This is a genomic window from Pseudomonas cuatrocienegasensis (assembly GCF_900110925.1).
In the GTDB taxonomy this organism is placed as follows: domain Bacteria; phylum Pseudomonadota; class Gammaproteobacteria; order Pseudomonadales; family Pseudomonadaceae; genus Aquipseudomonas; species Aquipseudomonas cuatrocienegasensis.
Genome location: NZ_FOFP01000005.1, coordinates 84,634 through 100,894, shown reverse-complemented (window position 1 = coordinate 100,894; position 16,261 = coordinate 84,634). Strand labels below are relative to the sequence as shown.

The window sequence follows — 16,261 nt, the reverse complement described above, 5'->3', positions numbered from 1 at the left end:
TGCTTCATGGCAAACTGCGCAGCATGTCCCGACCCTTATGCCCCCGCTGCCAACGTCCGCTCACGCATTGCCTGTGCGCGTTGATCCCAGATATCGATAGCCGCACGCGGGTGCTGATTCTGCAACACCCGAGCGAAACCACCCATGCCCTGAATACCGCACGCCTGGCGGCCCTGGGGTTGCGTAATGCGCAACTCTGTGTGGGTGAAGTATTCGATGATCTCGCGCAGTGGCTGGAGCAGCCGGGCTATCGGCCTTGCCTGCTATTTCCGGGAGACGAAGCGCAGGTGCTGACAGTACCGGCGAAGACCGATACGCCGCTGTTGCTGGTGGTGCCCGACGGCACCTGGCGCAAGGCGCGCAAGCTGTTGCACCTGAATCCCATTCTGGCGGCCTTGCCGCGGGTTCGCCTGAGCGCTGTGGGCGCCTCGCGCTATCGCCTGCGCAAGGCGCCTGAGGCGGGTGCGCTCTCGACCATCGAGGCGATAGTCGAGGCATTGCAGGTGTTGGAGGCGCCGTCCACATTCGAGGCCCTGCTACGTCCCTTCGATGCCTTGATCGAGGGGCAGATTGCGGCGATGGGCGAGGAAACCTTTCTGCGCAACCATGGGCACAGGCAGGCGTAAGACTCAGCGCTCGCGCAATGCTTCGGAGCGGGCCTTGAGCACGGGCTTTAGCAGGTAGTCGAGCACGCTCTTGTTGCCGGTGATGATGTCGACCGTGGCGACCATCCCTGGGATGATCAGCAGTGGTTGCTCGTCGCTGCCTAAATGGCTGCGGTCGGTGCGTACCTGAATCAGGTAGAAACTGTTGCCTTCCTCATCGGTGATGGTGTCGGCGCTGATCAGCTCCAACTGCGCCTTGAGCCCACCGTAGAGGGTGTAGTCATAGGCACTGAACTTGACCATGGCTTTCTGCCCAGGGTGCAAAAAGGCCACATCTTGCGGGCGGACCTTGGCCTCGATCAGCAGGCTGTCGTCCAGCGGTACGATCTCCAACATGTCACTGCCGGGCTGCACCACACCACCGATGGTGTTGACCTTGAGCTGCTTGATGATGCCGCGCACTGGAGAGGTGACGGTAGTGCGGCTGACCCGGTCTTCGATGGCCGAGCGGGTGGCGGTGATCTTCTTCAGTTCGGTGCGCAGCTCGTTGAGTTCGCGGAAGGCTTCGGAACGAAAGGCCAGTTCCGATTCTTCGACCTTGCTACGGATTTCACTGATCGCCGATTCCGCCCGCGGGATCGCCAGGGTCGTGGCGTTCAAGGCGCCGCGTGCTTCCACGGCGCTGCGTTGCAGGCGCAGAATTTCCACTTGGGAAATCGCTCCAGTGGCGACCAGCGGTTGTGACATATTCAGTTCCTGCTGCAGCAGTTCCAGGCTGGAGCGGTATTGCTGGGCTTTGGAGCGGTATTCGGCCAACTCCTGGCTCTTCTGCCGCAACTGCTCGCCCAGGGTACGTTGCTCGCTTTGCAGGCGTTGTTGGCGCGAGCGGTACAGGGCCAGCTCATCTTCGGCCAGTTGCGGCGCTTCGCGGCTGATTTCCTCGGGCATCACCAGTTCGCGGCCCTCGGCTTCGGCACTCAGGCGCTCGATGCGCGCGGTCAGCGACAGGCGATCGGCTTCGGTTTCCCCCTGGTTGGAGAGAAACCGGGTGTCGTCCAGGCGCAGCAGCACGGCGTCTTTCTCCACCACCTGGCCGTCGCGCACGAAGATTTCGCTGACGATGCCGCCTTCCAGGTTCTGGATCACCTGGATCTTGCTTGACGGGATCGCCTTGCCCTCGGCGGTGGTGACTTCATCGAGCACTGCGAAATTTGCCCAGACCAGTGCCGACAGCAGGCAGGCACTGACCGCCCAGACGGTAACACGGCTGAACCAGGGGCTGTTCTCCAGGATGGCGCCTTCCACTTCGGGCATGTAGGCGAGGTCTTCGCGCTGTCGGCGCCAGCCGCTGAAGTAGCCAGGTGTTGAGGAGGGTTTGGACATGGCAAGACTTCCTTAGGCGGCTGCGGGGCCGACACGGCCCTTGCGCAGGGCATCGATGACCGCGTCCTTAGGCCCGTCGGCGACGATATGACCTTGGTCCAGCACCACCAGGCGGTCGACCAGGCTGAGCATGCTGGTACGGTGGGTGATCAGCAGCAGTGTCTTGCCTTGGGCCAGGCTTTGCAGGCGTTGGCGCAGGGTTTCCTCGCTGGTGTTGTCCATGGCGCTGGTGGGTTCGTCGAGCAGCAGGATCGGCGGGTCGAGCAGCAGTGCGCGGGCCAGCAGCACGGCCTGGCGCTGGCCGCCGGAGAGCAGTTGGCCGCGTTCGCCCACGGGGCGGTCGTAGCCTTGCGGGTGTTGCCGCGCCAGTTCGCTGACACCGGTCATCTCGGCGACTTCGAGCATGCGCGCGTCGTTGACGTAGCGCGCGCCCAACGTCAGGTTGTCGCGCAGGCTGCCGGCCAGCAGGGGCAGGTCGTGGGCGACGTAGCCGATCTGGTGGCGCAGGTCGGAGACATCCAGCTGACGCAGGTCGAGGTTGTCGAGCAGCACCTGGCCTTCACTCGGGGTGTAGAAGGCCATCAGCAAGCGGGCCAGGGTGCTTTTGCCCGAGCCGCTGCGGCCAATGATGCCGACCCGCTCGCCAGCGGCGATTTTCAGATTGATCCCGGCCAAGGCCGGCTGGCCCTGACCGGCGTAGTTGAAGCCGACCTGGCGTAGTTCGATGGCGCCCTGTAATTGGGTCCGCTCGAGTGGCCGCTGGCTGGCCTGGCGTTCTTGCGGCAGGGCCATGAGCGCATCGGTGCTGGTCATGGTCAGGCGCGCCTGCTGGTAGCGGGTGATCAGCCCGGCGATTTGCCCTAGCGGCGCCAGCACCCGGCTGCCGAGCATGTAGCAGGCGACCAGCGCACCGACGCTGAGCTGGCCGGCGATGATCATGTAGACACCGGCGACTATGGTCGCCATGCCGGCGAGTTGCTGGAAGAACAGCGTGCCGTTGGTGGCCAGTGAGGCCAGGTAGCGGGCGTGGCTGTCCAGGCGGGTGAGGGCGCCGTGGGTCTTTTCCCACTGGTGTTGGCGTTCGCTCTCGGCGCCGCAGCTCTTGAGCATTTCCAGGCCGCCAAGGGTTTCGATCAGCAGCGCCTGGCGCTGGGCGCCCAGGGCCAGGCTCTTTTGCACGGTGTCGCGCAGACGCATCTGGATCAGCAGGGCAAAGCCCATGGTCAGCGGAAAGGCCAGCAGTGGGATGAGTACCAGCCAGCCGCCAAGCAGGCCGATGACCAGGATCATCAGCAGGGCAAAGGGCAGGTCAATCAGGCTGGTCAGGGTCACTGCCGTGAGAAATTCACGCAGGCCCTGGAAGTCATGGATGCTTTGGGCGAAGCCGCCGATGGTGGCCGGGCGGGCGCTCATCGACATGCCGGTGATGCGCTCGAACAGGGTGGCCGAGAGCACCACGTCGGTCTTCTTGCCGGCGCTGTCGAGCAGGTTCGCGCGCAGCACCCGCAGCAGCAACTCGAAGCCCGAGCCGATAAGCAAACCAATGGCCAGCACCCACAGGGTCGAGAGTGCCTGGTTGGGCACTACGCGGTCGTAGGTCTGCATGACGAACAGCGGCACCATCAGCCCCAGCAGGTTGATGATCAGGCTGGCCAGTACGGCGTCGGTGTACAGCCAGCGCGACAGTTTCAGGGTGTCGCGAAACCAGGCCTCGACCCTGGGCAGCAGCGGGCTACGGGCATCTTCAAGGGTATGTCGGGGGCGGGCAAAAAACGCCTGGCCGGCATATACCGTAGCCAGCTCGTCGCGGCTGACCCACTGCTCGCCGCCATCGGCTTCGCACGGCAGAATCAACGCACGGTCGCCATCCCACTGACGCAACACGGCGCAGCGGCCATCGTTAAATAACAACAGTACCGGCAGATTGAGGGCGTCGATGGCGCTCAGCTCACGGCGCAGCACGCGGCCCTGCAATGCAGCGCGGGCGGCGGCGCGCGGCAGCAGTTCGGCACTCAGGCGTTGTTGCGCCAGCGGCAGGCCGGCACTCAGACTGCCACGGCTGACGCTGCAGCCGTGCAGGCGGCAGAGGATCAACAATCCGTCGAGCAAGGGGTCATCGTGACCCAGGCGCGGGTCGACTGCGGGCCCGCTTCGTTCCATGCTGGTCATGCCAGGCTCCTGCTACTTCATCTCCGGCAGCCGGGCTTGACTCTTCACATCGGAGAGGGCGACGGCAGCGGCTGGTACGACGACCTGCTGCTGACGCAGCAGATCACCCATGGCAGCGATCACGCGGAACATCGAGTACTCCTCGGTGTAACGCACTTCGCTGTAGCGACGGTTGGCCGTGAACAGCTCGTTTTCGCTGTCGAGCAAGTCTAACAGGGTGCGCTGACCGAGGCCGAACTGTTGCTGATAAGCCTCGCGTACCCGTGCCGTGTTGTCGGCGTAGCTGCGCGCTCTGGGGGTCTGCAAACGGGCGTTTTCCATGGCGTTCCAGGCCAGGGCGAGGTTCTCGTTGAGCTGACGCAGGGCGTTGTTGCGAATGTCCATGGCCTCGTTGATCTGGTGCGAGGTCGAGCTCAGGCGCGCCTTGTCGCGCATGCCATTGAACAGGTTGTAGTTCATCACCACCGCGGCGCGCCAGCTGTTGTAGTGGCCTTCATCGCCCTGCACGTTGTCGTCGGCGCTGGTCGCCAGCTCCACGTCAAAACGTGGGTAGAACGGTGATTTTGCTACCTCGTACTGTTGTTCTGCGGCATTCACGTCGGCCTGGGCCGATTTCAGGAAGGGGTTATTTTCCAGTACGGCCTGGCGTGCACTGGCCAGGTCTGCGGGTAATGCGCTGCGGGCGGTCGATGGGGTGACAAGCTGATCCGGCAGATGGCCGACCACGCTGACAAAACTGGCTTCGGCGTCGGCCAGGTTGACCTGCTCGGTATAGAGGTTGTTTTCCGCCAGGGCCAGGCGCGCACTGGACTGATCGAAGTCGGCATTGCTGCCCACACCCTGGCGGCTGCGCAGGTCGATCTGGTCATTGATGCGTTGGTGGGCGAGCAGGTTGTTCTGCGCCAGGCTGACCATCTCGCGGCGCTTGAGCACCTCCAGGTACACCTCCACGGTGCGCAGCGCCAGGCTCTCGGAGGTGCCCAGCACTCGGTAGGCCCGTGAGTTGACCACCGCTTCGGTACGGTTCACTTCATTGGGTGTGGCGAAGCCGTCGAAGAGCATTTGCCGCAAGCGTACTTCGGCGTTACGGTTGTTCAGGGTTTCTGTGTTGTGATCGCCCAGAGCTCGTGTGCTGGGACTGTCGGTGTTCTCTCGGCCATAGCCAACCAGCAGGTCGACGGTCGGCAGGTAGCCACCTTTGGCGATCTTCACCTCGTCATCGGCAGACAGGCGACTGTTTATACCGGCGCTGATTTCCGGGTGGTTATCCAGAGTGCTCTGGATAGCTTCAGACAGGGTGATGGCATGAGCTTGGGCACAGGCCAGGGTCATGGCAACGCCTACCCATAACGAATGTAGTTCCCGCATGGAATGAAATCTCCTTTTTGTAGTGTTTCGTGTCGCCAATTAATTGACTTTTTCTTCTTTCGAAGCAGTCAGCCTTTCTAAAGGCGCAGCTTACGAATATTTCCTATAGAGCCTTGGAACAATTCTTCATATATCATATGCCAAAAAAATCTTATGCAAATTGTGAAAAACAACACAATGTTTTTCAATATATTCCCGTTTTCTTGGGTTTGATTTAAGACCGGGTCATAAAATTTAAAGGCTACAAAGGGCTTGACACGAGCTGGGACGGGGTTGGTTGTTGAGTTTGGACGGGGATAAATGTGCGACATTTTTATGACGCGTCATTTTTTCAAAGCATGCGCACCGTTGCTTCTCACTCAACTGCACTGGATTATGCCCGGCGTTGTGGAAGGTGCTTTTCGGTCTTTTCAGGCAGATGTCGGCAGCGTCGGCAGGGGCAGTGAGGGAAGGAATCATGGCTACTTTGATAGGTGTCGTCAGTCAGGTTGTCGGCGAAGTGTTCGCGGTAGCGAGCGATGGAACGCGGCGGGCCCTACTGGAAGGTGATCGAGTATTCGCAGGTGAGCAACTGGTCACAGGCGTATCGGGTGCCGTAGCCATCGCCCTGACCAATGGCCAGGAACTAACCCTGGGGCGCGATAGCAGCCTGCCTCTGAGCACACAACAATTAGCTGCGGGTAATGAGTCCGCTGTCACCCCCACCAGCGAGACACCTGCTCCCCCCAGCGAGGCGCAGCTGACCGATGTGCAGCGGCTGCAGGCGGCTATCGAAGCTGGCCTCGATCCGACTCTGGAAGGTGAAGCCACCGCTGCAGGCCCTGGGGCCGGAAGTAGTGTTGGTGGGGTCGGTGGCGGTAATAGCTTTGTTCTGCTCGATGCCGTAGGTGGAGCGCTCGAGCCTGAAATCGGTTTTCCGACAGAAGGGTTACTGGGTGCACCTGAGTTTCCTGATGGCGAGATCGCCGGTCTGGACGAGGACACCCCTGACCTGCCCCCGGTGGTCGATAATGGCGTTGGCCTGGTAATCACCGGTCTCGGCGTCGTGGATGAAGCCGCGCTCAATGGTGGGCCTGCAGGCGGTGGCCAGCCTGGTAGCAACCCTGAAAGCCTTGCAGAGTCGACCCAGGGTGCGCTGCTTATCGACGCGCCTGATGGGATTGGCCGCATCGAGGTGCTGGACGCCAGTGGTGTCTGGGTCAATGTGCTGGGCGGCGGCGTGGTTCAGGGGGTGTACGGCACCCTTACCTTCGACGCCGACGGTAATTGGACTTACACCCTGGGCGATAACAGCCTCGAACACAGCAACCCTAACGTGATTGGCGCCGATGATCAGGTGTTCGATCCGTTCAGCGTGCGAGTGTTTGATCTCGATAACGATGTCTCGGCCACCGTGCCGCTGAGCATCGCGATCAATGACGATGGTCCCAGCGCCTTGCTTTCTCTTGCTCAGCAAGGTGGCACACTGGTACTCGATGAAAGTGCCGGGCTGCAGGCGGATAGCGATGACGTCAGCGGGCCGCTAGCTGTTTTTGCCGGAGTTACTGCTGTCGCGTCCGATATGCTTGGTTATGCCACGAGCGCCGGGCCCGCAGTGGATGCCGATTTCCGCATTGGTGCCGATGAGCAGGGCGCTACGGCGCTGTTCAGCCTGGCGCTGGGCGAAGGGTCGAGCGACTTGGCAACGACGGACGGTGGTTCGATTTCGTTGAGCCTGGAGAGTGGCCTGGTCGTCGGCCGCGACGGTGAGGGACAAGCAGTTTTCGCCGTGGCCATCGATCCCAATACAGGGGTGGTGAGCGTGGTGCAGTATGCCTCGCTGCAGCACCCCGACGCCGCGAGCAATGATGAGGCGATTGACCTGTCCGGGCTGGTGGATGCCGTGCTGACGGTGACCGACGGTGATGGTGATAGCGCAGTAAGTCGTGTCGATATCGGTCAGGCGATTCGTTTCCAGGATGATGGCCCCACTGCGGTCATCCGTCTCAATGAGACCGGCCGTGTAGTGCATGACGAAAGTGCAGGCCTGCAGAGCGGTAGCGACGATACCAACAATCCGGCTGTGGCCGCTTTGTTCAGCGCTGTCGCCAATGTCGCCAGCGGTTTGGCTACTGCCGGCTACGCCCAAAGTGCAGGGGCGGTGGTGGATACTTCTGCCAGTACGGTAGGGCAGGATGATGAGGGCGCAACGAGCCTTGTCAGTCTCTCGGTGATCGGTGGCGATGGTACCGACTCGGGGCTGAAGACCAGTGATGGCGCTGAAATTGTGCTGAACCTGGAAGATGGTCTAGTGGTCGGGCGCATCGCTGATGGCGCTCAGGCTGGTAATGCGGCTTTTGCTATCAGCCTTGGTGCTGATGGAACGCTTAGCGTTGTGCAGTACGTTGCCCTGCAGCACCCCGGCGATGACGATGCAGTGAGTCTGGTGGGCAAGGTTCAGGCGGTGATTACGGTCACCGATGGCGATGGCGATGTAGCCGTCGATAGCGTCGATATCGGCGCGGCCATTGTCTTTAGAGATGATGGTCCTGTGGCGATCGACGATGCAGCCGCAACCTTGACGGAGGGTAGCGCTGTTAGCGTCGCCAGTGGCAATGTGTTGGACAACGACCAGGCGGGCGCCGACGGCGGCAAGGCGTTCGTCACCTGGAATACCTCGGTTAATGGCGCGGCGATGACCGAGCTTGCCAAGTATGGTGTCCTTGAGCTGGACCCGGTAACCGGCGAGTACAGCTTCACCTTGGACAGTGACGCCCCTGAGACCATTGGCCTGAGCGATGGGCAAACCGTCAGCCAGCGCCTGCAATATACGATGCGTGATGCAGACGGCGATACTTCCACAGCGTTCCTGACCTTCACCATTAACGGCAGCAACAACGGCGTCAGCCTGGGCAATCTGAATGTGGAGGGCGGTGAGGTGCTCGTCGACGAGCAGCACCTGGCCAATGGCTCTGCGCCGGACAGTGCTGCGTTGACGCAAACCGGAAGCTTCAGTATCGAGGCGGCCGATGGCATCCAGTCCATCAGCATCGGCGGCAGTCCGGCGTTCAGTTTCGCCCAGTTGCAAGCTGCCAGTGTCGACACCCCGCTGCTGATCGACAGCCCGGCTGGGGTGCTGGCGATCACCGGCTTCGTCGGTGACAGCAGCGGTGGCAGTGTGAGCTACAGTTACACCCTGCAAACCGACTCGCAGCACCCTACTGCTGATGGTGAAAACAGCCTGCCCGAGCAGTTCGCCATCATTGTTACCGACCGTGATGGCGACCGTGCAACCGGGCAGTTGGATGTGACCATCATTGATGACGTACCCACGGCCAAGGACAACCAGGCTCAGGTCAGTGAAGGGCGCCCGGCGCCAGTCAACCTGACCTTGGTGCTTGATTCCTCCGCCAGCATGAGCCAACTGGTCAGCACTGGCGGCACGCGGCTGGATGCCGCCAAGGCGGCGCTGGTCAACTTGATCAATAGTTACGTGGCCCTGGGTGTGCCGCTGAACTTCAAAGTGATCGACTTTGATTCGACCACCAAGCTGGCCTACGAGGGCTCTGACCCTGTTGCGGCGCAAGCGGCAATTAATGGCATGAGAGCGGGTGGCGATACCCATTACCTCGACGCCCTGAACCTGGCGCGCGACGAGCTGCAAGCTGATCTGCTCAACCCGGAGCTCGATGGCTATTCCAATCGCATGTACTTCCTCTCTGACGGTGAGCCCTATCCGTCAGGCAACGGAGCACCTGCTGGCTGGCAAGAGTTCGTTGATGCCAACGGTATCGATGTGATCGCGGTCGGCATCCAGATTCCGCCGGGCGGGAAAGCTGAGAATGAACTGGGGAAAGTGGGTAATACCGGCGACAGCGTGATCGTCGTACAGGATCCGAATGATCTTTCGGCAACTCTGGTCGAGACCGTGCCGCAGACCGTGACCGGCAATGTGATCGACGATGTCGGTGTTGACGGCGTCGACGTTGCTGGGGCCGATGGTCCGGTTAGTGTGATTACGATTAGCTACACCAATGCCGCAGGTGAGCTGGTAACCGTCACTATTCCTGAGGGCGGCAGCAGTGGCCCCTTGCTGACTCAGCTCGGCGGTACCCTGACGATTGCCAGTGATGGCAGCTACAGCTATCAGGGGCCGGCTAATGTGAGTAGCAACACCGAGGATGTCTTCACTTACACCATCATCGATACCGATGGTGATACATCGAGCGCCAAGCTGACCATCGGTATCGCGGACAGCGTGCCCGTGGCGCGCGACAACTACGCCAGCACCAGTGAAAGCGGACAACCGCCAGTCAGCCTGACCCTGGTGCTTGACTCCTCCGCCAGCATGAGCAAGTTGGTCGGCACTGACGCGGGCGGGACGCGTCTGGATGCGGCCAAGGCGTCGCTGGTCAACCTGATCAATAGCTACGTGGCCTTGGGTGTACCGCTGAACTTTAAAGTGATCGACTTTGATTCGGTGACTAAGCTGACCTATGAAGGCTCTGATCCCGTTGAGGCGCAAGCGGCGATCAATAGCATGAGAGCAGGTGGCAATACCCACTACCTCGATGCCCTGAGTCTGGCGCGCAGCGAACTGGAGGCTGACCTACTCAACAAGGAGCTCGATGGCTATGCCAACCGCGTGTACTTCCTTTCGGACGGTGAGCCCTATCCCGCAGGCTATGAAGCACCTGCTGGCTGGCAAGACTTTGTCGATGCCAATGGTATCGATGTAATCACCGTCGGCATCCAGATCCCACAGGGCGGAAAAGCCGAGAAGGAATTGACCAAAGTGGGCAATGCCGGCGATAGCGTCATCGTCGTGCAGGATCCCAACGAACTGGCCGAGACTCTGAGCGAAACTGTGCCCCGTCCCCTGACCGGCAACGTGATCCTTGACGATGGGCCGCAGGGTGCCGACGCGTCAGGTAATGACGGTCCGGTCAGTGTGACCAGCGTGAGTTACACCAACTCGCTGGGCGCACTGGTCACTGTGTCCATTGCTGCGGCGGGCAACAGTGGTCCCTTGATTACCGAGCTGGGCGGCACGCTGGTAATTGCCAGCGACGGTTCATACACCTACGTTGCTCCGCGCGATCTCAGCACGGATGCAGAAGACCGCTTCAGCTACACCATTACCGATACCGATGGTGACAGTTCGACGGCCGATCTGGTGATCAACGTCCAGGACATGGGGCCGGTTGCATTCGACAACAAGGCTTATGTCGAGCAGTCCAGCAGCGTGGCGGGTAACTTTGAGCTCGGTCTGGTGGGTTGGCAAGCTCTGGGACATGTACAAGGCCAGAGCGCCAACGGGAGTTTGGTTATTGACGGTCTGCACTCAGCGCTGCTGCGGACCGATGGCAGCGCTGCTAACGCCAGCTCGATCGAGAAGTTTTTGGGTATGGATGGCGGCAGCCTGACAGCGGCGTTGCGTGATTACGAGGACAGTGCCAGTAAAAATCTGGCCATTGAGGGTGGTGCCCTGAAAACCACGGCACTGCTCAGCCCCGAAGACAAGGTCAGCTTCCAATGGAACTTCGTCACCAATGAGGTGCAGAGTGAGGACCACGACGACATTGGAGCGTTCTATATCAGCAATGGGGTCGATTCACAGCTGTTCGTGCTGCGCAGTGCTAACGATGTGCTGGGTAATAGCGACGGCGCCGGGTTCAGTCGGCAAAGTGGGGTGAATACCTTTAGTTTTACCCTGCCCAGTAGCTGGGTGGCCGGCCTGTACACGATTGCTTTTGTGACCGTCGACGATTACGACGACAAGGCCACGAGCGGCCTAGTTATCGACAACGTTGAGGTTAATGATGCGACCCTCAGGGCAACCAATCAGGTCGCCGGCAACCTTCTGTTTGAGGCTAACAATGACGCTGCCAGCCTTGATCCGCTGGGCGCGCGGGACAACCTGCACGATAACGCCACGCTCTATTCGGTCAGTCATGATGGGAACGACCATTTGGTCGGGGATGTTGGTGTCGAGTTCACCACTGCCCTAGGCGGGGTTTTCAGCATCAACGCTGCGGGCGGCTATGTGTATACCGCTGCTGCAGGCGTTACGGGTGTTGAACAGGAGCGCTTTACCTACACCCTGCGTGATCAGGATGGCGATTTGGACAGTGCACAACTGACCATCAATGTCGCTGAAGGTGAGGCCACCGCGCCGCAGGTGCTCACCGGCACCAATAGTGCTAACACCTTGCTCGGTGGGGAAAACGACGATGTGCTTATCGGCCTGGGCGGCAACGATACCCTGCGCGGTCTGGCCGGTGATGACCTGTTGATCGGTGGTGCAGGCAATGACGACCTTTACGGTGGGGGCGGGGCGGATACCTTCCAGTGGCTGGCAGGACACGGTGGAACTGACAAGATATTCGATTTCAGCCTGGCGGAGGGTGACACTCTTGACTTGCGTGATCTGCTTTCGGGTGAACAGGCTGATGCAGGCTCGCTGGATGACTACCTGTCATTCCAAATCACTGGGGGCAATACCCTGATTAACGTGAGCCCAGGTGGTGTCGGAGCGCCTAGCCAGTCCATCGAGTTGGTAGGCGTGGACCTGTCGCAGCATTACCTGGGCGTGGCCGGCAATGGAATTGTCTCGGCTGGCCAGGATACGGCGGGCATCATCAACGGCATGCTGGGTGATGGCACGCTGCAGGTGGATACCGTTTAACCTCGGTAAGCCTGATCAGTCGTAGCGCGTGCTTTAAAACGCCTGCCCGTGTCAAACGGGCAGGCGTTTTACTGTGCGGGCAAATCAATCCGTTTGGTAGACGATTAGTCCGGACAAGGCGCTGGTGCACCCACCACCCGACCCATGGCTCCGTCGATATGCAGGGTCTTGAGCACGGCCAGTTCGCCGTCGGTTTCCACCATCTCGGCGATCAGCGGCAGATCGATGCTGTTGGTCGCACGGTAGATCGCCTCGATAAACAGGCGCTTGTCACTCTCCTGGTCAATGGCGCGAATATAGCTGCCGTCGATCTTCAGGTAAGCCAGGCCCAGGTGCGTGAGGTTGCCGATCAGGCTGAAGCGTCCACCGAAATGCTGCAGGCCCAGGTTCACGCCTACGCCGTGTATCGCCTGGCTCAGTGCCTGCAGTTCTGCTGCGGGCGGTAGGTAGCGTTCGTCGATCTCTAGGGTCAGCAAGGGCGCCACATCGTTGCGTTGGCGCAGTCGTTCAAGGAGCACGCCGAGCTGCGGTTGACGCAGGCTGGCGGCCGATAGGCTGAGCGCCAGTGGCTGCCCGTAGCGCGCTAGATGAGCGAGGCTGTGCTCGAGCATGGCCAGGTCGAAGCGTGCAGTCCAACCCAGGCGTTCGATCCAGGGTAGGAAGCGTCCTGCAGTCATGGGTTCGCCGCTCGGGTCGATCAGTCGTGCCAGCACCTTGTGGTGCAGCAGCCGGGCGCCGTCGGCGCAGGCTACCACTGGCTGCAAGTAGAGGCGTATCTTGTTTTGGATAAGGGCCTGGTCTATCCACTGACGCCAGTCGTGTAGGTCGGGTGGCGTGGCGGCGCGATCGGTAGCGTCCTGGCGCGCCCAGGGTCTACTGCTGCCCTGGGCTTGTGCCAGGGCCTGGTCGGCGCGGGCCAGCACTTGCTGGCTGGCATCTCCGGGTTGGAAGGCGGTCAGGCCTATGTGAGCGACCGGTTGGCAATCGCTGGCGCCGGTCTGGCGCAGGCTTTCCAGACCTTCGTGCAGTTCGCGGGCAAGGCCATCGGTGTCGTCCTGATCAAGGTCGGGGGCGAGCAGAGTGAATTCACCGCCACGGCTGCGTGCCGCGAGCCAGCCGCGGCGTTCCGGGCGGTCCAGGAGGCGAGTAAGCAGTTCGCCAATTGCGCTGATCAGTGCATCGGCATGGGGTCCACCCAGGCGCTGGTTGAGCCCGGCCAGATCGTTGACCCGCAGTAGCAAAAGGTAACCGCCAGCATGGTGTTCCGTCACGCTGAGCTGAGTGGCCAGCCGGCTGTCGAACAGGCGGCGGTTGGCTAAGCCAGTGAGGCTGTCCTGATAGGCCTGGGCACGCAACTGTTCGCTGCGCGCCGCTTCTTCGTTGAACAGGGTGCGTAACTTCTCGACCATCTGGTTCATGGCCGTGACGACGCGCTTGAGCTCCGGTGTGCGTGGCACGCGGGGTAGGCTCAGGAACTCGCGACGGCTGATTGCCTGGGCCTGCTCTACCATGCTGTCGAGGGGGCGCAACTGAGTGCGCAGCAGCCAGCCGCCGAGTACGGCGCTGACCAGGCCGCAGAGCAGCAGCCAGGCCAGGCTGCCGAGGGCGCTGTCCCATAGTTTGGCCAGGGCGAACTGCGGGTGGCTGATCACCTCGACCCGTGCTGCCTGCTCCCAGCCACGCATGATCAGTGCGTCGCCCGCCTGGGGCTGCAGGTCAACCAGCTTGGCGAACCATTGTGGTACCTGATCGCTATCGCGTTCGGCCTGGCGCTCGACGATCACCTCATCGCCCGGAATGCGCAGCACGCGAATACGGGCGAAGTAGCCGCTGTCGAAGATCGAGCTGACCATCAGTTCGACCATGGCTGGGTCGTCGACATGTGGCGTCATCGACAGCCCAAGCGCCGTGGCCGCGTCCTGCGCATGGGAGCGCAGCTGGCCGATCAACTGTCCGCGCGAGCTTTCCACGCCGACGATGAAACTGCCGGTGAAGGCCACCACAAGGAACAGACAGATGGCCAGAAACAATTGTTTGAGTAGTGACATGACGCTCTCCTAGCCCTCGCCGATGGCGAAGCCCTCTGCGCGCATTTTCTTCAGCAGATCCTGCCAGCGCGATAGTTTTTTGGTGTCGCCTTTCTTGCTGTTCGAGCCCGGCAGATAAAGGCCTTCGGCATTGAAGGAGTAGACCGGCAGCAAATCGTTGCGCTGATTGGCCGGGCGAATAGGGTTGATCAGGTTGTCCAGTACCAGAGGCATGGCAGTAGGCTCGGCGTAATAGGTCAACACCATGTGCGCCTGGTTCTGACGCAAGGCCTTGACGTAGGTGATGCGCAGTTTCTCGCTGGGGATGCCGAGGCGGCGCAGGGTGAAGTACTTGGCAATCGAATAATCCTCACAGTCGGCTGCGCCTTTGACCAGGGCTTCAATTGGCGTGGCCCAGTAATCGTTCTCTTGCCAGATGGCAAGGTCATCGGCGAAGACGAGCTGACGGTTGAAGAACAGGTTGACGTTCTCCAGTTGCACGGCCTGCGGCTCGCCAAGATTGGCCTGTATCAAGGCATCCCAGGCCTGGATGCGCGTCTTGGCTGAGCCCAGTGCGCCATAGCGGCTTTCGGCATTTTGCAGAATCAGCGAGAAGTCCCAGTTGGCCAATGTGCTGGCCAGTCCGATGCCGACCAGGACAAGGCTCAGCAAGGCAGTCTGCAGGCAGCGAGTAACGGGTGCCCTGCGCGCACTGTGCCGCATTGCCGAAGTCTCCATAGGCTATTGCGCGAATTCTAGGCGCAGTTTCGGCGATTCGTCGCGTCAATGCTGAAGTTTATATGCGCGGCGTTAGGGATTGGGCAGCGTTTTTAGGCGCAGGATATAGAGGCTGACCAGGACGGCGCTACAGAGCATGAACGCCCGTGCCCAGACCATGGGCACCAGGTAACAGGAGAGGGCGATGCTGGCCCACATCAGGCTCAAGGTATAGACCTTGGCTTTGCGTGGCATGCCGTTACCTTCCAGGTAGTCACGAATCCATGGGCCGAGCCGTGGGTGTTCGACCAACCACAGGTAGAAGCGCCGCGAGCTGCGCACGAAGCAGGCCGCAGCCAACAGCAGGAAAGGGGTGGTGGGTAGCACCGGTACGAATATACCGATGACGCCGAGCGCTACGCTCAGCCAGCCCACGGCCAGCAGTGCGTAGCGCACCGCCGGGTTGGCATGCTCGCGAACATCACGCGCCATGGCGCGTGGCTCAGTGCTGGCGGGGTTTGAGCAGGGCAGGCTTCTCGTCGGGCGCCTGGCACAGCAGGAACAGCGCGGTGAGAATTTCCGGAATCTGCTCGGCCATGCTGTCGACCAGGTCGCGGTCGGTGGCGATTTCGGCAAACTCCGGCTGTTCGTCGAACAGCCCGGACGCCACCATGATCGGCAGCAGCAGTTCGCTTATCTCGTCTTCGGCGTCATCGAACCACACCGCTTCACGCAGGAATACGCCTTCCATAAAACCGATGCACCAGCCGCGCAGGTCGGAGTCATCCGGCTCATCGCCCAGATCGAGCTCGCAGGGGATTTCCGGCTCGTCATCGCTGGCCAACTGGCGGGCAATATGCGACTGCAGTTGCACCAGGGTGGCTTCGATGTCGACGCGCTCCTCGTCGCTGCGGTAATGCGGCGGCTCGGAAAACAGGGCGTCGATCCACTCGCGCTCAGGTACCTGAGTCGGGCAGATCGAAAGGGCGGTCAGGTAGCCATGAGCGGCCACGTAGTCCAGGGCCTCTTCGTGCAGCTCGTCGGCGTCGAGGAAGGCTTGCAGGCGGGACAGTTGCTCGGCAAAGGACATCGGAGGCTACCTTGAAGAAGTAAACGAGGCTGGATTCTAGGGGCTGTTCCCGTTGCGTCGCAAGCCGCGTTGCCGCGTAAAATCTCGCCAGGCTAGGCGGAGGACGCAGGGAATGGTTATTCCCTTGCCAAGTCCTCCAACACCGCATGGCGAGATTTTACGCGCAACCCGCAGGGCCGGGCCCGTTTTAGCGCGATGCTGCGTTTCTCGATGGCTCATTTAGCTCACTAAACTT

Annotated in this window: 9 protein-coding genes; 2 read left to right on the top strand and 7 right to left on the bottom strand. The window is 61.1% G+C overall.

Features of this window, described 5'->3' with window-relative positions; genetic code table 11:
• Positions 1 to 23: 23 nt before the first annotated feature.
• The gene (locus BMW49_RS08945; RefSeq protein ID WP_069518271.1) at positions 24 to 626 is read left to right on the top strand and encodes a tRNA-uridine aminocarboxypropyltransferase; all 603 of its coding nucleotides are present in this window, start codon (positions 24 to 26) and stop codon (positions 624 to 626) included.
• Positions 627 to 629: 3 nt separating this feature from the next.
• Here BMW49_RS08945 and BMW49_RS08940 read toward each other — a convergent pair whose 3' ends face one another.
• From BMW49_RS08940 to BMW49_RS08930, 3 genes are read right to left on the bottom strand one after another with little or no spacing between them, the layout of a single operon-like run.
• Positions 630 to 1,988: an HlyD family type I secretion periplasmic adaptor subunit gene (locus tag BMW49_RS08940; protein WP_069518269.1), complete on the bottom strand. Its 1,359-nt coding sequence runs from the start codon at positions 1,986 to 1,988 to the stop codon at positions 630 to 632.
• A 12-nt stretch (positions 1,989 to 2,000) separates the two neighbouring features.
• A complete protein-coding gene (locus BMW49_RS08935; protein WP_069518267.1) occupies positions 2,001 to 4,157 on the bottom strand; it encodes a type I secretion system permease/ATPase in 2,157 nt (718 codons plus the stop codon).
• 12 nt (positions 4,158 to 4,169) lie between these two features.
• On the bottom strand, positions 4,170 to 5,525 hold the full coding sequence (locus tag BMW49_RS08930; protein ID WP_069518265.1) for a TolC family outer membrane protein: 1,356 nt from the start codon (positions 5,523 to 5,525) through the stop codon (positions 4,170 to 4,172).
• A gap of 457 nt (positions 5,526 to 5,982) precedes the next feature.
• Between BMW49_RS08930 and BMW49_RS08925 the strand changes: the two genes are divergently transcribed.
• Entirely contained in the window at positions 5,983 to 12,192 is a 6,210-nt protein-coding gene (locus BMW49_RS08925) for a retention module-containing protein (protein WP_069518264.1), read from the top strand.
• 104 nt (positions 12,193 to 12,296) lie between these two features.
• On the opposite strand, the gene lapD is transcribed toward BMW49_RS08925, so the two are convergent.
• The 4 genes from lapD to BMW49_RS08905 form a co-directional block, all read right to left on the bottom strand.
• Entirely contained in the window at positions 12,297 to 14,240 is a 1,944-nt protein-coding gene (gene lapD / locus BMW49_RS08920; protein WP_069518263.1) for a cyclic di-GMP receptor LapD, read from the bottom strand.
• Between the two features lie 9 nt (positions 14,241 to 14,249).
• Positions 14,250 to 14,942, bottom strand: coding sequence for a cysteine protease LapG (lapG, locus tag BMW49_RS08915; protein WP_069518262.1), 693 nt, complete (start codon positions 14,940 to 14,942; stop codon positions 14,250 to 14,252).
• A gap of 87 nt (positions 14,943 to 15,029) precedes the next feature.
• Positions 15,030 to 15,428, bottom strand: a complete 399-nt coding sequence (locus tag BMW49_RS08910) for a YbaN family protein (protein WP_069518261.1) — start codon at positions 15,426 to 15,428, stop codon at positions 15,030 to 15,032.
• Positions 15,429 to 15,438: 10 nt separating this feature from the next.
• Positions 15,439 to 16,026 carry a UPF0149 family protein gene (locus BMW49_RS08905; protein ID WP_069518259.1) on the bottom strand — a complete coding sequence of 196 codons (588 nt, stop codon included), beginning with the start codon at positions 16,024 to 16,026 and terminating at the stop codon, positions 15,439 to 15,441.
• Positions 16,027 to 16,261 lie beyond the last annotated feature (235 nt).